Origin of the sequence: Bradyrhizobium hipponense (genome assembly GCF_008123965.1) — a bacterium.
GTDB classification, from domain to species: Bacteria; Pseudomonadota; Alphaproteobacteria; order Rhizobiales; family Xanthobacteraceae; genus Bradyrhizobium; species Bradyrhizobium hipponense.
Map to the genome: position 1 here is coordinate 65,795 of NZ_VSTH01000062.1, position 22,235 is coordinate 88,029.

Below are 22,235 nucleotides of genomic sequence, written 5' to 3' on the forward strand. Positions count from 1 at the left end.
GCGCAAATGCCCCCCTCCCAAAATACCTCTCGCCCTGGCCGCGTCCGCCGCCTTCTCGGTGGTGTTGCCATTGTTGGCGCCCTCGCGATCGCCGGTTCGATCGCAACCGGCCGCTATTTTCACGCGGCGCAGGCGACCGCGCCGGCCGCCGCCGCCGAGCAGGCCGTCTCCGTCACCGTCGCGATGATCGAGCCGCGGCAGACCGTGCTGTGGGACGATTTCTCCGGCCGGTTAGAGGCCATCAACCGCGTCGAACTCCGCCCGCGCGTTGCAGGCGCGATCCTGTCGACCAATTTCACCGAAGGCGCGCTGGTGAAAGCCGGCGACGTCCTGTTCAAGATCGATCCGGCGCCTTATGCGGCCGAGGTCGACAAGGCCAACGCCCAACTCGAAGCCGCCAAGGCGCGCGTGGTCTTCACCCAGAGCGAGCTCGAGCGCGGCGCGCAGCTGGTCGGCAACGCCGTGGTGACCCGCCGCGACTACGATCAGCGCGAGAACGCGCATCGCGAGGCGATCGCCAACGTCAAGGCGGCAGAGGCGACGCTTCAGACCGCGAAACTCAATCTCGACTACACCGAGGTGCGCGCACCGGTCGACGGCCGGGTCGGCAAGATCGAAATCACTGTCGGCAATCTCGTCGCCGCGGGCACCGCCTCTCCGGTCCTGACCTCGCTGGTGTCGGTCAATCCGATCTACGCATCGTTCGATGCGGACGAGGAGGTCGTGCTGCGGGCGCTGAACTCGATCGCGGATGGCTCGGGCAAGCGCGGCAATCTCGACCAGATCCCGGTGGAGATGACAACCTCGGGCGGACTTTCGGCCAAGGGCCACATCCAGCTCATTGACAACCAGGTCAACGGCCAGAGTGGAACGATCCGTGTCCGCGCGGTGTTCCGGAACGAGGACGGGCGTCTCATTCCCGGTCAGTTCGCCCGCGTGCGCATGGGCCAGCCGAAGCAGCAGACGCTGGTGATGATCGACGAGCGCGCGATCGGCACCGACCAGGACAAGAAGTTCGTCATGGGGGTCGGCGACGACAGCCGCGCGGTCTACCGGCCGGTTACGCTCGGCGGCTCCGTCGATGGGTTGCGCATCGTGACGGCGGGGCTGAAGCCCGGCGACCGCATCATCGTCAATGGCCTGCAGCGCGTGCGTCCGGGCGCCCTCCTCAAGACCGAGGTCGCGGCGATGGGGGCACGCGGGCCGCAGCAGGCCTCCAACCACAGCAACCAGGACGTCGTGCAGCGCTAGTTGCGTCGTTTCGGGACGTGCGCTTGGCACGAGCTATGGTGCGCGCTTGCGCACCTGAGACTCTCGAAGTTTGAAAACTCCGAGCACATCGCCTCCGGCTTTCCGGGTTCGCGCGCTTTCCTCGCGTCCCGGAACGACGACGGAGGGATCGGAGACTCGCAAGAAATTGCGCAGGGGCAAAGCCATGAATCTCTCAAAATTCTTCATCGACCGTCCGATTTTTGCCGGCGTCCTGTCGGTCCTGATCTTCCTCGCCGGCCTGATCTCGCTGTTCGCGATGCCGATCTCGGAATATCCGGACGTGGTGCCGCCGTCGGTGCTGGTGCGCGCGACCTATCCCGGCGCCAATCCCAAGGTGATCGCGGAAACGGTGGCGACGCCGATCGAGGAGCAGATCAACGGCGTCGAGAACATGCTCTACATGTCGAGCCAGGCGACCACCGACGGCGCAATGACGCTGACGGTGACATTCCGGCTCGGCACCGATCCCGACAAGGCGACACAGCTGGTGCAGAACCGCGTGCAGCAGGCCGAACCGCGCCTCCCCGCGGTGGTGCGCCAGCTCGGCATCATCACCAAGAAGTCGTCGCCCGACCTCACCATGGTCGTGCATCTGCTGTCGCCGAACAACCGCTACGACATGACGTATTTGCGCAATTATGCGGTGCTCAACGTCAAGGACCGGCTGGCGCGGATCGACGGCGTCGGCGACGTCCAGCTCTACGGCGCCGGCGACTATTCGATGCGGGTGTGGGTCGATCCGCAGAAGGCCGCCGAGCATGGGCTGACCGCAAGCGACATCGTCAAGGCGATCCAGGCGCAGAACGTCGAGGCCGCCGCTGGCGTGGTCGGCTCCTCGCCGAACGTCAAGGGCATCGACCTGCAACTCTCCGTCAATGCGGAAGGGCGGCTCGCGAACGAGGAACAGTTCGGCGACATCGTAGTCAAGGCCGGAACGCGAGGCGAAGTGGTGCGGCTGCGCGACGTCGCGCGCATCGAGCTCGGCGCCTCTCAATACGGCCTGCGCTCGCTGCTCGACAACAAGCAGGCGGTGGCGATCCCGATCTTCCAGGCGCCCGGCTCCAACGCGCTCGAGATCTCTGACCACGTCCGCGCCACCATGGCCGAGATCAAGAAGAACATGCCGGAGGGCGTGTCCTACCAGATCGTCTACGACCCCACCCAGTTCGTACGCTCCTCGATCGAGGCGGTGATCCACACGCTGCTGGAAGCGATCGCACTCGTGGTGCTGGTCGTCATCCTGTTCCTCCAGACCTGGCGCGCCTCCATCATTCCGCTGCTGGCGGTGCCGGTATCGATCGTCGGCACCTTTGCAGTGATGCACATGTTCGGCTTCTCCATCAACGCGCTCAGCCTGTTCGGCCTCGTCCTTGCGATCGGCATCGTCGTCGACGACGCCATCGTCGTGGTCGAGAACGTCGAACGCAACATCGAGGCCGGACTGTCGCCGCGCGATGCCACCTACCAGGCGATGCGCGAGGTTTCCGGCCCGATCATCGCGATCGCGATGGTGCTGATCGCCGTGTTCGTGCCACTCGCCTTCATCTCCGGCCTCACCGGCCAGTTCTACAAGCAGTTCGCGCTGACGATCGCGATCTCGACCGTGATCTCGGCCGTCAACTCGCTGACGCTGTCGCCGGCACTTTCGGCATTGCTGCTCAAGGGCCACAACGAGCCAAAGGACAGGCTGACCCTGATCCTCGAAAAGGCGTTCGGCTGGTTCTTCCGCGGCTTCAACCGCGTTTTCACCCGTTCCTCGGAGAATTACAGCGGCACCGTCACCAAGGTGATCTCGGGCAAGGCAGCCGTGATGGGGCTTTACGTGGTCCTGGTCGGCCTCACCGCTCTCCTTTTCCAGCAGGTGCCGAGCGGGTTCGTGCCGGGCCAGGACAAGCAATATCTGGTCGGCTTCTCGCGGCTGCCTGATGGCGCAACGCTCGACCGCACCGAAGAGGTGATCCGCAAGATGAGCGACATCGCGCTGACCCAGCCGGGTGTCGAGAGCTCGGTCGCGTTTCCGGGCCTGTCGATCTCAGGCTTCACCAACTCCTCCAACGCCGGCATCGTGTTCTCGACGCTGAAACCGTTCGACGAGCGCAAGAGCCCGGCCCTGAGCGGCAATGCAATCGCGGCCGATCTCAACAAGAAATATTCCGGGATCCAGGAAGCCTTCATTGCCATGTTCCCACCGCCGCCCGTCAATGGTCTCGGCACCATCGGCGGCTTCAAGCTCCAGATCGAGGACCGCGCCGGTCTCGGCTATGAGGCGCTGAACGAGGCGACGAAAGCGTTCATGGCGGCGATGCAGAAGGCGCCGGAGATCGCCGGCGTGTTCTCGAGCTTCCAGGTCAACGTTCCCCAGCTCTTCGCCGACATCGACCGTACCAAGGCGCTCCAGCTCGGGGTGCCCGTGACGGAAGTGTTCAACACGCTGCAGATCTACCTCGGCTCCTACTACGTCAACGACTTCAACAAATTCGGCCGGACCTATTCGGTCTATGTCCAGGCCGATGCGCCGTTCCGCGCACGTGCCGACGACATCAGCCAGCTGAAGGTGCGCTCGTCATCCGGCGACATGGTGCCGCTGTCGGCGCTGCTCAATATCCGCCAGAGCGCGGGTCCCGAGCGCGCGATCCGCTACAACGGCTTCCTGTCGTCCGACATCAATGCGGCGGCTGCGCCAGGCTACTCCTCCGGTCAGGCGCAGGAAGTCGCGACGCGGATTGCTGCCGAAGTGTTGCCGACCGGCTTCGCCTTCGAATGGACCGACCTGACCTATCAGGAGTTCATCGCCGGCAATTCCGGGCTCTGGGTGTTCCCGCTGGCGATCCTGCTGGTGTTTCTGGTGCTGGCAGCGCTCTATGAGAGCCTAACCCTGCCGCTCTCCATCCTCATGATCGTGCCGATGGGACTGCTGGCAGCGATGTTCGGCGTCTGGATTTCGAAAGGCGACAATAACGTCTTCACGCAGATCGGACTTATCGTTCTCGTGGGACTCTCTGCCAAGAATGCGATCCTGATCGTCGAATTCGCGCGCGAGCTCGAATTTACGGGCCGCACGCCGATCCGGGCCGCGATCGAGGCGAGCCGGCTGCGGCTGCGCCCGATTCTGATGACGTCGATGGCGTTCATCATGGGCGTGCTGCCGCTGGTGCTCTCGACCGGGGCCGGCTCCGAGATGCGCCGCGCCATGGGCGTAGCGGTGTTCTCCGGGATGATCGGCGTCACAGTGTTCGGCCTGTTCCTGACGCCGGTGTTCTATGTGCTGCTCCGCACCATCACCGGCATGAAGCCGCTGACGCATCACGGCAGCGACACCAGCGCGGCGCCCGTCCAGGGGCTCGGTCGCTAGATCAGGGAGATACCTGACAGCACAACAGAACAAGCACGATCTTGCGAGGCTAAAGGGTTTGACTGAGGAATGTACGGCGTTCGCTGGACACAAACCAGCCCAGGTTCCCACGAAACCCCTTTCCAGATGCGACGAAACACGCCTGAAACAGATGGCCGGTTATCTAGTTGTCAAAATCAGACAGGGACGGCCACCATGCAATTCTTGCTCGACCTCATCTGGGATTATTCCTGCTGCCAACATCTCGTCGCCCATCCGCTGCCGGAGGACGAGCTATGATCGAACTTATCTCGGCCCTGCTCGCCCTTTGCAGCATCGGCGTCTTTGCAGCGCATGCTGTGGATGCCTACCGCACCGCGCATTTCTGACCGGCCGGCGCCGGCGGTGCTGATCTAGAACGGCCGCCGGTAGAAATGCTCCGAATGCGTTGCCGCCGGAAACCGGTTGGCGAGCGCCAGCGCCCCCCTCTCGTCCGTCTCGAGCGCGATCTTCTGCGCCAGCATCACGTCGCCTGGCGCGAGGAAGCCTGATGGGACAAAGCACCAGCCCATCGTCGCAACCCCGGCATCGTCGATTTCGTGAACATTGGCGGCGGTGCCGTAGTGGATGCGATACCGCTTGCCGGTATCGCAGCCGATCACGTCGAAATACCGGTGCTGCTCGAACTGGGTACGCTGGGCCGGCGACAGCCATTCGGACAACAGCCGGCGGCCGCGGGCATCCGGCGTGTTCTCGCCGAAAAAGCGCCGGTAAAGCCCGCGCAGCGCGTGCAGGCGCGCTCGCGCCGGTGCGCGAAACCAAACTGCCGCAATCATGAGCAGCTCAGATCAACCGCCAACCAGGCGGGGATAGAACAGCGTTTCATGTGCGGTGGGGTCGAACGACCGGATACGGGTGACTTCGCCAGGCCCGGTTCGCAAAGCGGCGGTAAAGCCGGCTCCGGTCAGCTCCCGAAAACGCTGCTCGGCCCGCGCCAGCGCTTCGGCATTGTCGGGATCAAACTCGTGGCGCGTGTCTCCGGTTTGGTCCATCACGATCTGGGTAGCCATATTGAGTCTCCTCATGCCCAGCCCTGCCCTGATCAAGCAATCCTCATGCCGACGGTTCCAGACGGCAACAACTTTCTCGCGTACGGCGGTCACACCTTGCGGAGCTGATCACCTCGACGCCGCCGCCTCTCCGCCCTCGTCGATCTGCCGCCCCATCAGCGCAATCGCCTTCTGATAAACGCCGGCGGCATTCCAGGCCTCGATCGCGGCGAAATTCGGCTCGCCCGGCTGGTAACCGGCTCCCGCGCGCCAGCCATGGGCCTTGAGGAAATTCGCAGTCGAACTCAGCGCGTTGGCAGCGACCTCGAGGTTGCCGGTGCCGTAGGCCAGGATGTTCTTGGGCATGAACTGGGTCTGGCCGACCTCTCCATGCATGGAGCCGCGGGTTGCCCCGGACAGCGTGCCGCGGTCGATCAGCTTCAGCGCGGCATAGAGCTGATCGGCGAAGAATTCGGGGCGGCGGCAGTCATAGGCGAGCGTCGCGATCGACGACAGCATGTTCTGGTTGCCGCGCTGGCTGCCGAATCCGGTCTCCATGCCCCAGATCGCGATCAGCGGCCCCGGCGGCACGCCATAGCGCTGCTGGATCGAGGCGAACAGGGCGGCCTGCGACTGCTTCAGGGAGCGGCCACGCGCGACGATGGTGGTGGCGCCGCGCTTGGCCAGGAACTGGTCGAGCGACAGCGAAAAGCTGCGTTGGCCCCGGTCGGCCGCAATGGTGGCGCTGGCGTAATTGGCCTGCATCAGCGCCGCAAGCGCGGTCGGGCCAATGCCTTTGGCCTGTGCCTCCGCACTGAACTCGCGCTTCCAGCCTTCGAACCCGGCCGGCGAGCTGCCGCATTGCGCGGCCTCGGCGGAGGACGCCAGGCAACCAAGCAGCGCCATCGCACCAAGAATCGCGCCAAAAACCGCCGCCGCAACAGCCCTGCCCCTGATCATACCCGCTATCTCCGTCCCGTACCGTTCGGTACCGCAATCCTACCCGCTGGAAGGCGCCGACTCTATGGCCTGATCATAGGACAATTCGAGGCCTTCCAGATTGCCCTGCTTCCGCCATTTCTCAAGCAGCCGCAGGAACGCCACCGGCCCGCGCCAATACTGGCTGTTTCTTGCCGCGATCGGATCGAACACGCCTTCATTGTTGTAGTAACCCGGCGTGCATTCAGCGAGATAGGTCTGGCGGCCGAGCGCCGCCTTGACGACCTCCTCGACCCAGGCGTTCTCGGCGGCCAAAGTCGGCTCCAGCGTCCGGGCGCCGCGCTTGCGCGCTTCTCCAATCACATAGGCGATGTGCCGAGACTGTTCGTCGATGACGTGCGGGAAATTTGCGCTCTGGCCGGCCTGCACCATGACGATGAGGAAGCAGTTCGGGAATCCGCGGCTGTAGAACCCGTGCAGTGTCTTGACGCCCTCGCGCCAACGTTCTGACAGACTCATGCCGTCCCGGCCGTAGACCTCGAATCCCATTCGGCGGGCGTAGTCCGTGCCGACCTCGAAGCCACTGGCATAGATCAGGCAGTCGAGCTCGTAGGCCTTGCCGTCGACGACGACGGCGTTCTCGGTGATGCGCTCGACGCCTTGCCCCTTGGTGTCGACGAGATGCACGTTGGCGCGATTGAACGTATCGAGATATTCGTCGTGGAAGCACGGCCGCTTGCAGAACGCCTTGTACCAGGGCTTTAGCGCCGACGCAGTCGTTTCGTCTTTCACGATGGCATCGACGCGGGCGCGGATCTCCTCCATCTTGCGGTAGTCGGCCTGCTCGATGACCTTCAATGCCTCCTCCATCGAGGTCACCGGCTGCGGCTGGCGGCGCGGCGCGAGCAGTATCTCGCCGAGCAAGCCGGTCCAGCCGTCCTGCACCAGATCCTGTTCGAACGGCTCACCCGAGATCACCGCGGTGAAATTGTCCATGCGCTCGCGCTGCCAGCCGGGCTTGAGGTTCTGCGCCGAGGACTGATCCGTTGGCCGGTCATCGCGCACGCCGATCGCCGACGGGGTGCGCTGGAAGACGTAGAGCTCTTTCGCGGAACGGCCAAGATGCCGCACGCATTGCACGGCGGTGGCGCCGGTGCCGATGATGCCGACGCGCTTGTCGGCAAGGCCGGCGAGACCGCCTTCGGCGTTGCCGCCGGTGTAGGCGTAGTCCCAGCGGCTGGTATGGAAGCTGTGGCCCTTGAAGCTTTCGATGCCGGGAATGCCCGGCAGCTTCGGCCGGCTCAGCGGACCGCCTGCGAGAACGACGAAGCGCGCGCGTATGCGATCGCCGCGATCGGTCTCGACCAGCCAGCGTCCCTCGCCCTCCTGCCATTCCATACGCGAGATGACGGACTGAAACAGCGCGCGGTCGTAGAGACCGAAGTGACGCCCGATGCGGCGCGAGTGCTCGTAGATCTCCGGCGCGCGCGCATATTTGCGCACCGGCATGTAGCCGGTCGCCTCCAGCAGCGGCAGATAGATGTAGCTCTCGGTATCGCAGGCAGCACCGGGATAACGGTTCCAGTACCAGGTGCCGCCGAAGTCGGCAGCCTTCTCGACGATGCGAAAATCATCGATGCCGGCCTCGCGCAGACGCGCGCCGCACAGAAGGCCACCGAAGCCGCCGCCGACAATGAGCACTTCGGTCCGTTCGCTGACGGCCTCGCGTGCAAATCCGGGATCGGCCCAGGGATCGTCGAGATAGCGGCCGAAGTTGCCGCTGGCCTCGACATATTGCGCCTTGCCTTCAGCACGCAGCCGGCGATCCCGCTCGTCGCGGTAACGCGCACGCAGTGAGGCGATGTCGATCGTAGAGGCGCCGGCTGCGCCGGTCTTGTGTTTTTCCGCTGACATTCATCTCCTCCACGGCGGACGCCGTTTCGCCGGCAGCTCACATCAGTTAGCCCCGAAAAAGCGACGCCTGCAATCGCGTCCGCCGCTTTTTGCGTGAACGTCGCGTGGCGTTCCGCTACCCTCGTTCAAATCACAGGGTACGCCATGCAACGACATGGCTGTGAGGAGGAAACGATGCAGGGATTGATGATGGACATGCCGCTCCTGATCAGCGGCCTCATCCAGTACGCCGCCGACTATCACGGCGAAGCGGAGATCGTCGCGCGCGAGATCGAGGGCGATATCCACCGCTACACCTATGCCGATGCGCATCCGCGCATCAAGCGCATGGCGCGGGCCTTGCAGCGGCTCGGCATGAAGGCGGGCGACCGCGTCGGCACGCTCGCCTGGAATACCCACCGCCATTTCGAGATGTTCTATGCGGCACCGGGAATGGGCTATGTTCTGCACACCGTCAATCCGCGGCTGTTTCCCGAGCAACTCGTCTACATCATCAACCACGCCGAAGACCGACTCCTATTCGTCGACCGCGCCACGCTGCCGATCGTCGAGGCGATCGCGCCGCAGCTCAAGACGATCGAGGGGTATATCGTGATGTCCTCGCGCGAGCGGATGCCGGAGACCAGGCTTGCGAACGCGCATTGCTACGAAGAGCTTCTGGAACAAGAGAGCGATGCCGATTTCGCCTGGCCGCTGTTCGACGAAAAGTCCGCGTCCACCATCTGCTACACCTCGGGCACTACAGGCAATCCCAAGGGCGTGATCTATTCGCACCGCGCCGCGATCCTGCAGACCATGACCTGCTGCAATTTCGACTTCCTGCCCGGCCATGTCGAAGGCGTACGCGAGGTGATGATGCCAATGGCGCCTCTGTTCCACGGCAACGGTTGGAACATGCCGTTCACCGCGCCCTACACCGGCTCCAAGCTGGTGCTGCCCGGCCGCAACTACGAGCCCGACAAGCTTTACGAACTGCTCGAAGGCGAGAAGGTGACGCTGTCGGCGGGCGTGCCGAGCTTCTGGCTGATCCTGCTCGACTGGCTCGGTCGCACAGGCAACCGGTTCTCGACATTGCGCGCAACACTGTCGTCGGGCTCGGCGCCGCCGCGCGCGATGGTCGAGAAGCTGAAGCGCGACTTCGACATCGACTACATCCAGGCCTGGGGCATGACCGAGGCCCTGGGCTGCTCGATGCCGGGCTTGCGGCCCGGATCGGAGCATCTCAGCGACAAGGAGAAATTCGACCGGCGGCAGGTGTCGGGCCGCGCCTGTTTCGGCACAAGTTTGCGCATCGTCGACGACGGCGGCAACGAACTGCCGCGCGATGGCAAGACGGTAGGTCATCTGCGCGCCCGTGGTCCCTGGGTCGCCTCCGGCTACATGAAGCTGGACGAAGGTCTCGACCGCGACGGCTGGCTGATCACCGGTGACATGGCCGTGATCGACGCCCACGGGCATGTGACATTGACCGATCGCTCCAAGGACGTGATCAAGTCCGGAGGCGAATGGATCTCCTCGATCCAGCTCGAAGACGTCGCGCTGTCGCATCCCGACGTGCTGCAAGCCGCCGTCGTCGCCATCGCACACGAGAAGTGGCAGGAGCGGCCCCTCCTGCTCGTCGTCCGCAAGAAAGGAGCAACCGTTGACGGCAAGACGCTGCTCGACCACATGCGCCCGAAGATTGCGAGCTGGTGGATGCCTGATGCCGTCGAATTCCTCGACGAATTCCCGATGACCGGCACCGGCAAGGTGCTCAAATCGGCCCTGCGCGATAAGTTCAGGGAGTACCGCGTCGCATAAAGCACGCGCCCCTTCCGTGCGCGGTCTTCATCTTTTGGTAGATTCGGGAGCGATATATCGAGACCTCGCTAAACCCTGAATCGAGGACATCATGGCGTTTTCCGGATTGGGCATGCATCTCGGCAACCTGTCGCGCCTGTCGAATGCGCAGACGCGCTCGATCAGCCCCGAGAATTTCACCGGTGAGAAGGGCAAAGGCGGCATGTCCGTCGATGGGCCCGCGGCGCGTCAGGCCCGTGATCTCGGGCAGGGCTGGAAGGTCTCGCCCTACGTCGTCATCGAACCCGGCGCGACGTTCAGCCTTGCTGACATCGCCGGCCAAGGCGCGATCCAGCAGATCTGGATGACGCTCGCGCGCGGGCGCCTGCGCCATTCGATTCTGCGCGTCTATTGGGACGATCAAACGCTCCCGAGCGTGGAATGCCCGGCCGGCGATTTCTTTGCCTGCGGATGGGAGGAGTTTGCGCAAGTGTCCTCGCTCGCAGTCTGCGTCAATCCCGGCCGCGCCTTCAACTGCTATTGGGAAATGCCGTTTCGCAAGCGCGCGCGCTTCACGCTCGAGAACCGCAGCGAGGAGCCGCTGACCGTTTACTACCAGATCAATTATGCGCTGACCGAGGTGCTTGAGGACTGCGCCTATTTCCATGCCCAGTTCCGGCGCACCAACCCGCTGCCCTACAAGGAGGCTTACACCGTCCTCGATGGCGTAACGGGCCGCGGCCATTATGTCGGCACCTATATGGCCTGGGGCGTCAACAACAATGGCTGGTGGGGCGAAGGCGAGATCAAATTCTTCATCGACGGCGACGGCGAATTTCCGACCATCTGCGGCACCGGCACCGAGGACTACTTCTGCGGCGCCTATAATTTCGATCCCTACGTCGCCCATTCCGGCCAAGGCCCGGTGCAGCAATCGCGCTACCAGGAATTCACCACGTCCTATGCCGGCCTGCCGCAGGTGATCCGACCCGACGGCGTCTACAAGTCGCAGCAGCGCTTCGGCATGTATCGCTGGCACATCCCGGACCCCGTGCGCTTTCAATCCGATCTGCGCGTGACGATCCAGGCGCTGGGGTGGCTGCCCGGCACCAAGGAGGCGAAATATCTTCCGTTGCAGGATGACATCGCCTCGGTCGCATTCTGGTACCAAACGCTGCCGACGCCGCCCTTCCCACGACTGCCCGGCCCGGACTATCTCGAGATCGGCTAGGCGCTGCCGTCGCCTCTCTCACTGCGCTCGCCGAGAGCACAGTGCCGTCTTCCCTTCTCCCCCTGTGGGAGAAGGTGGCGCGCGTAAGCGCGCCGGATGAGGGGTCTTTGTCCGCGGAGACAGACCCCTCACCCCTACGAATACGTGTCCACCAGCGGAGCTGCCCTCTCCCACAAAGGGAGAGGGCACAATTATGCGCACCGTGATCGCAACCAGCGCCTCGGCGCCCTCGCCTCAATTCACCACATACACGTCGGGATCGAAGCTCGAGCTCGGCTTCTTGAACGCATTGCGCAGGGACGGCGACATCGGGACGTTGTAGTTCAGGCCATTCGGCGGCGTTGGCGATTGCAGCCACTTCTTGTAGAGGACCTCGATCTCAAGGCGACCTGCTTCTGGCGGTCGGCGTTGTTGGTGGTTGCCGAGCAGTGCAGGTCGAGCGTGCCGTTGCGCAGCCTTCAAGCTGTTCGATCGACGAAATCCACTTTACGCTTCGATGCCGCGCCGCACCAGAATGCGCTCCGCGCCGTCGTTCCAGACGTCCATCTTTGTGATCTTGCCGTTCCTCACCACGAAGCGATCGACATAGCGATTGCCTTCGAAGGCGATCCCATCCTTCCACTCGCCGTACAACGTGCCGACGCTGTAGACGATGGTCTCGCCGTTACCTGGACAGACGTCAAACCGATCCATCTTCTTCTTGACCCAGCGGTAACGCATCGCATTGAAGGAGGTGGGGCCCCGCGGATGATCAAACTCACGCCCACCCGTGAACGTGATGATCGTGCCCGGCGCCATAAAGGCCGCCGCGGCGTCGGGATCGGGAATCATCGATGCCGTAAGGTAGGCTTCCACGATCTGCGCGTCCGACAAGGACGTGCTTTCGCTTTTCACGGCAATGGACATGGCTATATCTCCCGCGGAATCTGCGAAATACTATCTCCCGCCTTGGGGAATGCGTGCATATATTTTGATCAGTTTCCACACACCATTGCCGCCCAAGCCGAGGTGCCGAACGCAGCAAGCTGCTATAGGGTACGCTCCGCAAGATCCAGCACCATGATCGCACACACCGCCTTCGATCTTATCTTCCGTAACGCCCTGTTGCGATCATCCGCCGCACCCGTCGATGTCGGCGTGAAGGACGGCCGCATCGCTGCGATCGAACCAAGGCTCGCCTGCGAGGCTGTCGAAGTCGATATCGGCGGCCGGCTGGCCCTGCCCGGGTTCGTCGACAGCCATATCCATCTCGACAAGGCCTGCCTGCTCGGTCGCTGCGGGCACAATCTCGGCAGCGTCTCGGAAGCCATCCGCGCCGTCGCCGGGATGAAGCGGGATTTCACCGTCGAGGACGTCTACGCACGCGGCGCCAAAGTGCTTGAACGTGCCATCGTGCATGGCACGACGCGTATGCGCACCCATGTCGAGATCGATCCGCGGATCGGCTTGCGCGGCTTCGAGGCGGTCAAGGCACTCAAGCGCGACTATGCCTGGGCGATCGATCTGTCGCTCTGCGTCTTCCCGCAGGAGGGCCTGACCAAAGATCCCGGCAGCGATGAGCTCCTGGTCCAGGCGCTGCGCGACGGTGGCGAAACGATCGGCGGCTGTCCCTACACGGACACCGATCCGAACGCCCATCTCGCGCGTATCTTCGATCTTGCACAAGAATTCGACGTCGACGTCGATCTGCATCTCGACTTCGATCTCGATCCGTCCTGGTGGCACCTCGACGAAGTCTGCCGGCAGACCGAGCGGCGCAACTATCAGGGGCGCGTGGCGATCGGCCACGCCACAAAACTCTCGGCGCTGCCGCCGGAACGGCTGAAGGCCGCTACCGCACAGCTGGCGAAAGCTGGCGTCGCCGTCACCGTGCTGCCCGCAACCGATCTTTATCTGATGGGACGCGAAGCCACCCACAGCGCGCCGCGCGGGCTGACTCTTGCCCACAAGCTCGTCGATAACGGCGTGCTCTGCTCGGTCGCTACCAACAACGTACTCAATCCCTTCACGCCGTTCGGAGATGCCTCGCTGCTGCGCATGGCGAATTTCTACGCCAATGTTGCGCATGCCTCGGTCAGCGATTTCGACACCTGCCTCGACCTCGTGACCGAGCTGCCGGCGCGGCTGATGAACTTGAAGGATTACGGAATCGAGGTCGGAAGGCCCGCCGATCTCATCGTGCTCGATACGCACGACAGCCGCTTCGCCATCGCGGAGCTGCCTGAAATCCTGATGGGATTCAAGAGCGGCCGGAAGACCTTCGAACGGCATCAAGCCGTGACGTTTCCGCCGTCCGAGTCAGGTAAGGCGCGGGTCGTCATCCCTCACGCTTGACCCTGGCCAGGATGCGGTCCGCCTCCGTGCGCCAATCAGCACTGCGGGCAAACTCCTTCGTGCCCTTTGCGCCGAACAGACCTTGGTCGGCGAGGTCGGCCACCCAGGCCTGCCGTTCGGCCGTGCCTTGCGCCGACCACGGCGTCAGCCCGGCCTCACGAACGGTCTCCGCGACCTCGCGCACCTCCTCGGCACGACGGCGGCCGTGCTCGATCACGCGTTGGAAGAAATAGGCACCCTGCTTCTCCCAGTCGATCGCGGGAAACGTTTCCGCGAGCGAGGCCAGCACCGCGTCCTCGACGCCGTACGCACGCGCGGTGGTGAAGCTTTCGATGACCATGGCCTCAAGGCCCTTGATCATGATGCTGCGGCACATCTTTACCGCGGACGATACGCCGAGCTGGTCGCTGGCAACCTTGGCCGAAAAACCGATCGCGTTCAGAAGCGACTCGAGCTCCCGCGCGCCGGGACCGCCGAGCAGCAGCGGCACCTTGATGCGATAGGGCGGAACAGACGTCATCACCGCGCCCTCGACATAACGTCCGCCGGCATCATCGACCAGCGCGGCGGCGCGTTGCTTGGCGCCGGGGGAGGCCGAGTTGAAATCGAGGAACCACGTGCCCTGGTTGATCGCCGCAGCGCAGGCCTTTGCCACCGGCACGGCCTGGCTGGCAGTGACGGCAGACACGATGCAATCGGATCTCGCGGTGAGCTCGGCATGAGACGCCGCCAGCGCCACGTCGAACTTCGCCGCATGATCCCTTAGCGGCGCGCCCTGCTCGCCGCCGAGCTTGATGTCATAGGCTGCGACCTTGATGTCCTGCTGCCGCAGATCCTCGGCCAGAATCCTGCCAACCTCGCCATAGCCGACCAGTCCTATCTGCCATCGCCTCGGATCCGACATCAGTTCAGTCCTCGTGTCGTCGCGTCGAAGAGCTCGTCGGCCTCATATCGCCGCGGAATCAGCGCCTGCTGGAACGCATATTGGACGATCAGCTCCAGTGGCTTCCTGTTTGCCTCGATGCCGAACGGGAGGAGGTCGGGCGTTGCCGCCGGCCCGGCCTGCATCTTGTTCTGCTTGAGAAGATCATAAACATCTGCGACCACGTCGGGATGCAATTTCGCGAGTTGCTCGGTCACGACCACGAGATGGTTGACGGGGACGACGCCGCAGCGGGCGTACCATTTCGCCGCCTCTGCAGTGGGATCTGGGAACAACGGCTTCAGACGCGCGTCGTTCGAGGTCTCGCCGAGGACGGCGTCGATCTCGCCGTCGATCAGCATTTGCAGGATCTTCTTGTCGTTTGGCGCGCGCTCGGTGGCGTCGACATATTCGGCGACGTGCGGATCCTCGAATGTCACCCAGCTTATGCTGTCGAGATCGACGCCGTAATCGTTGGCGAGGATGCCCCTGATCCAGGCGCCGGTCGTCGTCGTGAACGAGCGGATGCCAACGCGCTTGCCTTCGAGGTCTGACGGCCCGAGCGTTCCGCGCGCGGGATTATACAGCGCGTAAGCATGCTGAAAGCGGCCGAGCATGGTCGCCGGCAGCAGCACTAGTGGCTTGCCGTACGCCTTCGCCATCAGATAAGTGACGATCGCCATCTCGCAGACGTCGAACGCCTGCTCGCGCACCATCGGCTTGAACGCCGTGTTGGTCGGCGTGTACTCGATGAAGTCGAGATCGAAAAGGTCGGAGCGAAGCTCGCCGCTCTTCACCGCCTGGACATGGCGGTGACTGCCGAGCACGGCCTTCAGCTTGAGACGATCCATCCGCCCGCTCCGCTGTTTTCCTTAGACATCCTCGGGATTGTCGACATAGACGAGTCCGGCCTTCGCCAGCGCCTCGCGCATGCTGTACATGTCGAGGCCGAGCTCGCCCGAGGCCAGCCGCTTGCGCTTGCCGCCTTCGTCAGCATTGCGCGTTTTCGCCTTCTCGGCGACTTCAGCGGCGTAACGCTTCGGCACCGCCACGACGCCGTCGTCATCGGCCACGATGATGTCACCGGGTTCGACGTTGACCCCGGCACAGACCACGGGAACGTTGACCGAGCCGAGTGTCGCCTTGACCGTGCCCTTGGCCGAGATTGCGCGCGACCATACCGGAAACTTCATCTCATGCAGCGCTTTGACGTCGCGGCAGCCGGCATCGATGATCAGGCCCTGCACGCCGCGCGCCCTCAGCGAGGTCGCAAGCAATTCGCCGAACATGCCGTCAGTATTGTCGGTGGTGCAGCCGACGACCAGAATGTCGCCCTTTCTGCACTGCTCGACCGCGACATGGATCATCCAGTTGTCGCCGGGCTGCGCCAGCACCGTGACCGCGGGACCCGCAATCGCCGCGCCCGGCCAGACCGGCCGCAAGTACGGCTTCATCAGCCCGATGCGGCCATAGGCCTCGTGCACGGTCGAGACGCCGTACTCTGCCATTCCGGCGGGATCGGCGCGTTTGATATTGCGAACGACGACCGGCTTCATGCTAAGACCTCCTCAACGGTCGGAAACAAGCGCTGATAGGCCTCGCCATAGGTCATGGGCACGCCGGTGTTGCGGCTGCCCTGGATGCCGCGGTTGAGCGCGACGCGCTCGTAATAGCCCCACAGATGCTTTTGCGCGGCCAGGATCTGGAACGCTTCGTATTTCTCCTTCCAGACCTCATCGATCTTGAGGATCAGGTTCGGCTTGAAGTTGCACATCTCCGGCTGGTGCGGCTCGAACAGGAACACCGGGGGAGCGGAATATTTGTAGTGCGCACCGGGCTTGTGGCCCATCGCCTGGGCGACCACGCGGGTCTCCTGGGCGAAATGCGCCGCGTTCGGGTGGTCGAAATTGTAGGGATCTTCCAGCGCGTGCGTCAGCACGAAGCTCGGATTGAGCTCGCGGTAGATGTCGACCATGCGGTCGAAATGCGCCTCGTTCAGCTTCAACGGATAATCGCCGCAGTCGAAGAACTCGATCTCGGCGCCGAGCAGCTTGGCCGCCCGCTCCGCTTCATCCTTGCGCCCACCCTTGACCGACTCCAGTGTCGCGCCCGCCTCCTTCCAGGCAAACTGGCTCTCGCCGCGCTCGCCGAAGGACATGCAGACGATCTTCATGCGATAGCCCTTCTTCGCGTGCAGCGCGATGGCTCCTCCAGCGCGCCAGACGAAGTCGCCCGGATGTGCCGTGATCACGAGACCTGTATTCATGGGACAAACTCCCCTCTCTCATTCGTAGACATCATGGGCTCCTTGCGTCCTGCGGGAAGCCAATTCATCAGGCCGCGGCGACCGCGGGTTCCTCGCCATCGAGCACGCGCTTCAAGCGCTCGCCGTCGAGCGCGCCTTCCCATTTGGCAATCGCAATCGTCGCCACCGCGTTCCCGATCAAATTGGTCGGCGTCAGTCCCTGCGACATCAGGCGGTGAATACCGAGCACCAGCGCAACGCTCGTCACCGGAATAGTGCCGGTCGCCGACAGCGTCGCCGCCAGCACGACGAAGGCAGCGCCCGCGATTCCCGCCGCGCCCTTGGAGGTCACCAGCAGGATCAAGAGCAACTCGACCTGTTCGGCGAGCCCGAGCGGTGTATTGGTCGCCTGCGCCAGGAACACCGAGGCCGCCGCCAGATACAGGCAGGTGCCGTCGAGATTGAAGGAATAGCCGGTCGGGATCACCAGCCCGACCACGCTCTTCTCGCAGCCGGCTGTCTCCAGCTTGGTCAGCATCCGCGGCAACACTGTTTCGGATGATGTCGTGGCGATGCAGATCAACAACTCTTCCCAGATATAGCGGATCAACTTGAGCAGCGAGAAACCGCAGAGACGCGCGACCGGGCCGAGCGCCACGATGATGAAGATCACGCAGGTGAGATAGAAGCCACCCAGCAGCTTGCCGAGCGAGGCCAGTGAGCCGACGCCGAACCTGCCGACCGTAAACGCAATGGCGCCGAACGCGCCGATCGGCGCCGCCCACATCACGAAACCGACGACGGCGAACACCATCTTGGCGGCGATGTCGATCAGATTGACCAGCGGTGCCGCGCGTTCGCCGAGCTGTACCAGCGCAAAGCCGCACAGCACCGAAATGAACAGGACCTGCAGTATGTTGCCTTCGGCGAAGGCGCCGACGAAAGTGGCAGGAACGATGTTCATCAGGAATGGCACGAAGCCGATGGCGCCGGTCTGCTTGACATAAGGCTCGATCGCGCTGGCGTTGATGCTGGCGGAATCGATGTTCATGCCGACGCCGGGCTTCAGCACGTTGACAGCGACAAGGCCGATCACCAGTGCGATCGTGGTCATGATCTCGAAATAGACGATCGCCTTGACCGCGACGCGGCCCACCCGCGCCATGTCGGCCATATGCGCGATGCCGTGCACGACGGTGCAGAAGATGATCGGCGCGATCAGCATCCGGATCGCCTTGATGAAGCCATCGCCGAGCGGCTGCATCTTGGCGCCCGCCTCGGGACTGGCGATCCCGAGCGCGATGCCGGCCGCCATGGCGATGAGCACCTGGATCCAGAGCTCCTTCCACCAGGCGCGCCCGCGCGGTTTGTCGATCGCGAGCGCCGTCATCGGTCGAACTCGAACAGGCGCGCCGGATTATCGACGAGGATCTTCTGCTGGAATTCGGGCTCTGGCGCGAACAGCGGGATCAAGTCGACGAGATCGCCGTCATTCGGCATCGCCTTGACGTTGGGATGCGGCCAGTCGGTGCCCCAGATGACGCGATCGACCGCGGTCTCGACGATTTTGCGCGCAAACGGCGCCGCATCCGTGAAGGGCGGACCGGCCGAGGACACGCGCTCGGAGCCGCAGATCTTGACCCAGCACTTCTCGTCGCGCTGCATCAGCTCGATCAGGATCTTGAACGGAAGCTGATCGAGCCCTTCGGACGCCTTGACCCGCCCCATATGGTCGATCGTGTAGCTCAGCGGCAGCTTCGCCAGCATGTCGGCATATTCGGGCAGATCGATCGCGTCGAAATGCAGGTCGATGTGCCAGCCGAGCGGCGCGACCATCGCGATGACTCGGTCGAACACGTCCTTGTCGGGCACGCCGCCGAGATGGCGAACGAAATTGAAGCGGCAGCCGCGAAAACCGCCCTCGTGCAGATCGCGAAGCCCGCGCTCGGTGATGGTGCCGTCGATGTTGGAGACTGCGCGGTAGGCGCCGTTACTCTCTGCGATGGCGTCGAGCGCCACCGTATTGTCGGTGCCATGCACACTGGCATTGACGATGACGGCGCGCTCTACGCCGAGCTTTGCGTGCAGAATCCTGAAGTCCTCAAGCGGCGCGTCGGGCGGCGTGTAAGAGCGATCCGGCGCATAGGGATATTTCACGCCCGGCCCGAAGATATGGCAATGCGCGTCGCAGGACTGTTTTGGCAGCTTGAATTTCGGCGTGCGCGTGTTCGGGTCGGGCGGCGGAATGGTCGGTGTGTACATCATTGTCGTCAGCTGAACTTGAACAGGCGCGCCGGATTGTCGACCAGCAGCATCTGCCGGATCGCGCTATCGGGCGCATAGAGGGGGATCAGATCGACGAGGTCGCCGTCATTCGGCATGATCTTGACGTTGGGGTGCGGCCAGTCGGTGCCCCAGATAACGCGATCGGGCGCGTTGTCGATCAGCGCTTTTGCAAACGGCACCGCGTCGTGGAACGGCTTGCCGGCGGCGTAGGCGCGCTCCAGACCGGTGATCTTGACCCAGCACTTCTCGTCCTTCTTCTGAAGGTCGATCAGCGCAGTGAATCCGGGATCCCCGAGCCCCGTCGCCGCCTGCACCGTGCCCATGTGATCGATTACGTAGCGCGTCGGCAGCGCGGTCAGGATCGGCGCGAATTCAGCGATCGAGCCCGGCTCGAAATAGACGTCGATGTGCCAGCCCAGCTCGGCAACGCGTTGCACGATACGCTCGAACTTGGTCATGTCGCCGACGCCGCCGAGGCGCTTGAGGAAGGCGAATCGGCAGCCGCAGATGCCGGCCTTGTCGAGCGCCGCCAGCTCCTTCTCGGTCATCTCGTCGTTGACGTTGGCGATGCCCTTATAGGCGCCCTCGCTCTGCGCGATGGCATCGATGACGACGTGATTGTCGGTGCCGTGCACGGTGGCATTGACGATCACGCAGCGCTCGACGCCGATTGTCTCGTGCACCCTGCGAAACGCCTCCAGCGGCGCATCAGCGGTGTTGTAGGGGCGGTTCGTAGCGAAGGGGTAACGGGACGCTGGGCCGAAGATATGGGTGTGGCTGTCGCAGGATTTCGGCGGCAGCTTGAAGGAAGGCGTCTTTGGATTGGGATCCGGCGGCTCGATGGTCGGGATCGCCTTCGGCGCAGTGGTCTGCGCGCGCACGTCCGTTGCCCATGCGGCTCCGGCCAACCCGGTCAAGAGATGCAAGCACGCCCGCCTGTTCATTTCCTCAACACCCCGTCACATGGACCGCTTGCGAGCGGAAACGCTGATGCGCTCCCCTCGACGGTTTCTTTCAAGTCTTGGTGGTCGCGACCGTGCGCCGGCGCGTCGGCGCGGCCTGATCGAGCGGCGGCGCCTGGAACGCGGCGACGGTTGCCTGCACCAGCTGCTCGATGGCGCTGGCGGCATCGCCACCGTCGGCCTCACCGCGCGACAGGCGCGAAACGCGCTCCGGGGTCACCAGCGAATAATAGAGCGCGCCGAGCAGGAAATGGCTGCGCCAGACGATATCGGTGCGAGGGATGTGCGGCAGGCTCTCGTGGATCGCATCGATGAAGGCGTGGCTGGTGTCGTCGAAGGTCTGCGCGATGATTTTTCGCGCGACCTCGTTGCCTTCCGCCGACATCACCGCGCGAAGCCGCGTGAAGCGCGCCCCGCCGCCGGCCAGATCGCTACCCGAGGTGAAGGCCGGCACCACATAGGCGCGCACGATCGCTTCCAAGCGGTCCTGCAGATCGCGCACGCGTTTGGCGGCGGCGAGCAGCTCGGAACGGCGAAGATTCATCGGCCCGCAATGGCGCCGATAGATCTCCAGCAGCAGACCGTCCTTGGTCTTGAAATGATAGGTGACGCTGCCGGGATTGGCACCGGCAGCCTGCGCGATGTCGCGCACCGATACGGCATTGAAGCCGTTGGTGGCGAACAGCTCCTCGGCCGCGGCGAGGATCGCCTCGCGCATATTCGGCTTGCGGGCCGTTTCCTTGCTGGTGGGCTTGCGTACCATGCGATTTGTACTATCGTACAAAAGATCAGGTCTCGTCAACAAAAACCAGTTGGCAGCGTCCGGAGCGGCGTGGAATTCGTCGCACGGACCCAAATGCCCTCAGGAGCGCGGAAAATGCTGGGTTCGAACAAGAAGATCGGCGGTTTGTTGCTCGGTGCCGGTCTGCTGCTGGCAGGGGGCACCGCGCAGGCCGACAATTATCCGAGCAAGCCGGTTCACATCCTCGTGCCCTACGCGGCCGGCGGCGCGGTCGACGTGCTCGCACGCACGCTGGGCCAGGCCCTGGCGAAGAGCTGGGGCCAGCAGCCCGTGATCGACAATCGTCCCGGCGCCGGGGGCATCGTCGCCTCGCAGGCGCTGACACAGGCCGCGCCCGACGGCTATACGCTGATCCTGGTCGCGAGCGGTCATCCGCTCAATCAGTTCATCTATCCGAGCGTGCCCTACGATACGTTCAAGGATTTTACCGCGATCACCGAAGTCGCATCGTCGCCGCTTGCAATCGTGGTCGCCAAGGACAGTCCTTATAAAACGCTCGGCGATCTCCTGGCCACCGCGAAGAAGGAGCCAGACAAGCTCTCCTACGGCATGTCCGGCAACGGCACTTCGGCGCATCTCGCCGGCGAGTTGCTGAAACACATGTCCGGCACCAGGATCGTCGCGATTCCCTACAAGGGCGGCGCGCCGGCGCTGACGGCCGTGATCGCCGGGGAAATCCCGCTCAGCATCAACCCGCTTGCGGAAGCGATCGGTCAGCTCGAAGGCGGCCCGGTACGCGCGCTCGCGGTGACCTCGGCCGAACGCTCGAAGGCGCTGCCCGATGTCCCGACGGTCGCGGAGTCCGGCGTGCCCGGCTATGATGTCTCGGTCTGGTGGGGTGTGCTTGGCCCGGCAAAAATGCCCGCGGAAATCGTGACAAAGCTCGAGACCGATTTGAAGGCGGCGCTGAGGGATCCGAATGTGCTGTCGACGCTCGGCAAGATCGGTGCAGCACCGCTCGGCTCGTCCGCCAAGGACTTTGATGCCTACATGCACGCCGAGGCCACCAAATGGGAGCCGGTGCTGAAGGCCGCCGACATCCGCGCGCAGTGAGGCGAACTCGTCGCGTGTCCGATCAGATGCCGGGCGCGGCGCCAGTCCCAAAGCCGGATCACCACATAGGTCGAGGCGATGTCCTCCATGCATCCGTGTCCCCGCATTGCGTTGGC

19 protein-coding genes and 1 pseudogene are annotated in these 22,235 nt (G+C 63.8%); 6 read left to right on the forward strand and 14 right to left on the reverse strand.

The features are described from left to right. The first annotated feature begins 6 nt into the window (after positions 1-6). Positions 7-1,251, forward strand: coding sequence for an efflux RND transporter periplasmic adaptor subunit (locus FXV83_RS20505; RefSeq protein ID WP_148741208.1), 1,245 nt, complete (start codon positions 7-9; stop codon positions 1,249-1,251). A gap of 184 nt (positions 1,252-1,435) precedes the next feature. Continuing rightward, on the forward strand, positions 1,436-4,624 hold the full coding sequence (locus tag FXV83_RS20510; RefSeq protein ID WP_148741209.1) for an efflux RND transporter permease subunit: 3,189 nt from the start codon (positions 1,436-1,438) through the stop codon (positions 4,622-4,624). A 392-nt stretch (positions 4,625-5,016) separates the two neighbouring features. On the opposite strand, the gene FXV83_RS20515 is transcribed toward FXV83_RS20510, so the two are convergent. The 4 genes from FXV83_RS20515 to FXV83_RS20530 all read right to left on the reverse strand — a co-directional run bounded on the left by FXV83_RS20515 (position 5,017) and on the right by FXV83_RS20530 (position 8,505). Further along, complete coding sequence (locus FXV83_RS20515; protein WP_148741210.1) at positions 5,017-5,439, reverse strand: hypothetical protein; 423 nt, start codon at positions 5,437-5,439, stop codon at positions 5,017-5,019. Between the two features lie 12 nt (positions 5,440-5,451). After that, positions 5,452-5,673 carry a hypothetical protein gene (locus tag FXV83_RS20520; RefSeq protein WP_148741211.1) on the reverse strand — a complete coding sequence of 74 codons (222 nt, stop codon included), beginning with the start codon at positions 5,671-5,673 and terminating at the stop codon, positions 5,452-5,454. A gap of 108 nt (positions 5,674-5,781) precedes the next feature. Beyond that, a complete protein-coding gene (locus FXV83_RS20525; protein WP_148741212.1) occupies positions 5,782-6,612 on the reverse strand; it encodes a lytic murein transglycosylase in 831 nt (276 codons plus the stop codon). A 39-nt stretch (positions 6,613-6,651) separates the two neighbouring features. Then, positions 6,652-8,505, reverse strand: a complete 1,854-nt coding sequence (locus FXV83_RS20530) for a flavin-containing monooxygenase (RefSeq protein WP_148741213.1) — start codon at positions 8,503-8,505, stop codon at positions 6,652-6,654. Between the two features lie 174 nt (positions 8,506-8,679). Between FXV83_RS20530 and FXV83_RS20535 the strand changes: the two genes are divergently transcribed. Together FXV83_RS20535 and FXV83_RS20540 are read left to right on the forward strand one after the other, a co-directional pair. Then, positions 8,680-10,305 carry a long-chain fatty acid--CoA ligase gene (locus tag FXV83_RS20535; RefSeq protein ID WP_148741214.1) on the forward strand — a complete coding sequence of 542 codons (1,626 nt, stop codon included), beginning with the start codon at positions 8,680-8,682 and terminating at the stop codon, positions 10,303-10,305. A gap of 91 nt (positions 10,306-10,396) precedes the next feature. Continuing rightward, positions 10,397-11,515 carry a glycoside hydrolase family 172 protein gene (locus tag FXV83_RS20540; protein ID WP_148741215.1) on the forward strand — a complete coding sequence of 373 codons (1,119 nt, stop codon included), beginning with the start codon at positions 10,397-10,399 and terminating at the stop codon, positions 11,513-11,515. 234 nt (positions 11,516-11,749) lie between these two features. On the opposite strand, the pseudogene FXV83_RS20545 reads toward FXV83_RS20540, so the two are convergent. Continuing rightward, a pseudogene (locus tag FXV83_RS20545) lies at positions 11,750-11,896 on the reverse strand (amino acid ABC transporter substrate-binding protein); the annotation flags it as partial. 105 nt (positions 11,897-12,001) lie between these two features. Further along, positions 12,002-12,421, reverse strand: a complete 420-nt coding sequence (locus FXV83_RS20550) for a nuclear transport factor 2 family protein (protein WP_148741216.1) — start codon at positions 12,419-12,421, stop codon at positions 12,002-12,004. Between the two features lie 153 nt (positions 12,422-12,574). Here FXV83_RS20550 and FXV83_RS20555 point away from each other — a divergent pair, with 153 nt between their 5' ends. Next, positions 12,575-13,849: an amidohydrolase family protein gene (locus tag FXV83_RS20555; protein WP_148741217.1), complete on the forward strand. Its 1,275-nt coding sequence runs from the start codon at positions 12,575-12,577 to the stop codon at positions 13,847-13,849. Here FXV83_RS20555 and FXV83_RS20560 read toward each other — a convergent pair. The 8 genes from FXV83_RS20560 to FXV83_RS20595 all read right to left on the reverse strand — a co-directional run bounded on the left by FXV83_RS20560 (position 13,833) and on the right by FXV83_RS20595 (position 21,027). Beyond that, complete coding sequence (locus tag FXV83_RS20560; protein WP_187436033.1) at positions 13,833-14,756, reverse strand: DUF1932 domain-containing protein; 924 nt, start codon at positions 14,754-14,756, stop codon at positions 13,833-13,835. The genes FXV83_RS20555 and FXV83_RS20560 overlap by 17 nt on opposite strands. Next, positions 14,753-15,622, reverse strand: a complete 870-nt coding sequence (locus FXV83_RS20565; RefSeq protein WP_148741219.1) for a substrate-binding domain-containing protein — start codon at positions 15,620-15,622, stop codon at positions 14,753-14,755. Before FXV83_RS20565 ends, FXV83_RS20560 begins: the two co-directional genes overlap by 4 nt. 21 nt (positions 15,623-15,643) lie before the next feature. Further along, on the reverse strand, positions 15,644-16,327 hold the full coding sequence (locus tag FXV83_RS20570) for a 4-carboxy-4-hydroxy-2-oxoadipate aldolase/oxaloacetate decarboxylase (RefSeq protein ID WP_148741220.1): 684 nt from the start codon (positions 16,325-16,327) through the stop codon (positions 15,644-15,646). Next, entirely contained in the window at positions 16,324-17,037 is a 714-nt protein-coding gene (locus FXV83_RS20575; RefSeq protein WP_148741221.1) for a PIG-L deacetylase family protein, read from the reverse strand. Before FXV83_RS20575 ends, FXV83_RS20570 begins: the two co-directional genes overlap by 4 nt. Before the next feature lie 67 nt (positions 17,038-17,104). Continuing rightward, positions 17,105-18,406, reverse strand: coding sequence for a C4-dicarboxylate transporter DctA (gene dctA, locus FXV83_RS20580; RefSeq protein ID WP_148741222.1), 1,302 nt, complete (start codon positions 18,404-18,406; stop codon positions 17,105-17,107). Further along, the gene (locus FXV83_RS20585; RefSeq protein ID WP_148741223.1) at positions 18,403-19,281 is read right to left on the reverse strand and encodes an amidohydrolase family protein; all 879 of its coding nucleotides are present in this window, start codon (positions 19,279-19,281) and stop codon (positions 18,403-18,405) included. Before FXV83_RS20585 ends, dctA begins: the two co-directional genes overlap by 4 nt. 5 nt (positions 19,282-19,286) lie before the next feature. Beyond that, positions 19,287-20,246, reverse strand: a complete 960-nt coding sequence (locus tag FXV83_RS20590) for an amidohydrolase family protein (RefSeq protein WP_148741224.1) — start codon at positions 20,244-20,246, stop codon at positions 19,287-19,289. Between the two features lie 70 nt (positions 20,247-20,316). Continuing rightward, positions 20,317-21,027 (reverse strand): TetR/AcrR family transcriptional regulator, encoded by a 711-nt coding sequence (locus FXV83_RS20595; RefSeq protein ID WP_148741225.1) that lies wholly within the window; start codon positions 21,025-21,027, stop codon positions 20,317-20,319. Positions 21,028-21,141: 114 nt separating this feature from the next. On the opposite strand from FXV83_RS20595, the gene FXV83_RS20600 reads away from it, so the two are divergent. Further along, entirely contained in the window at positions 21,142-22,119 is a 978-nt protein-coding gene (locus FXV83_RS20600; protein ID WP_148741226.1) for a tripartite tricarboxylate transporter substrate binding protein, read from the forward strand. Positions 22,120-22,235 lie beyond the last annotated feature (116 nt).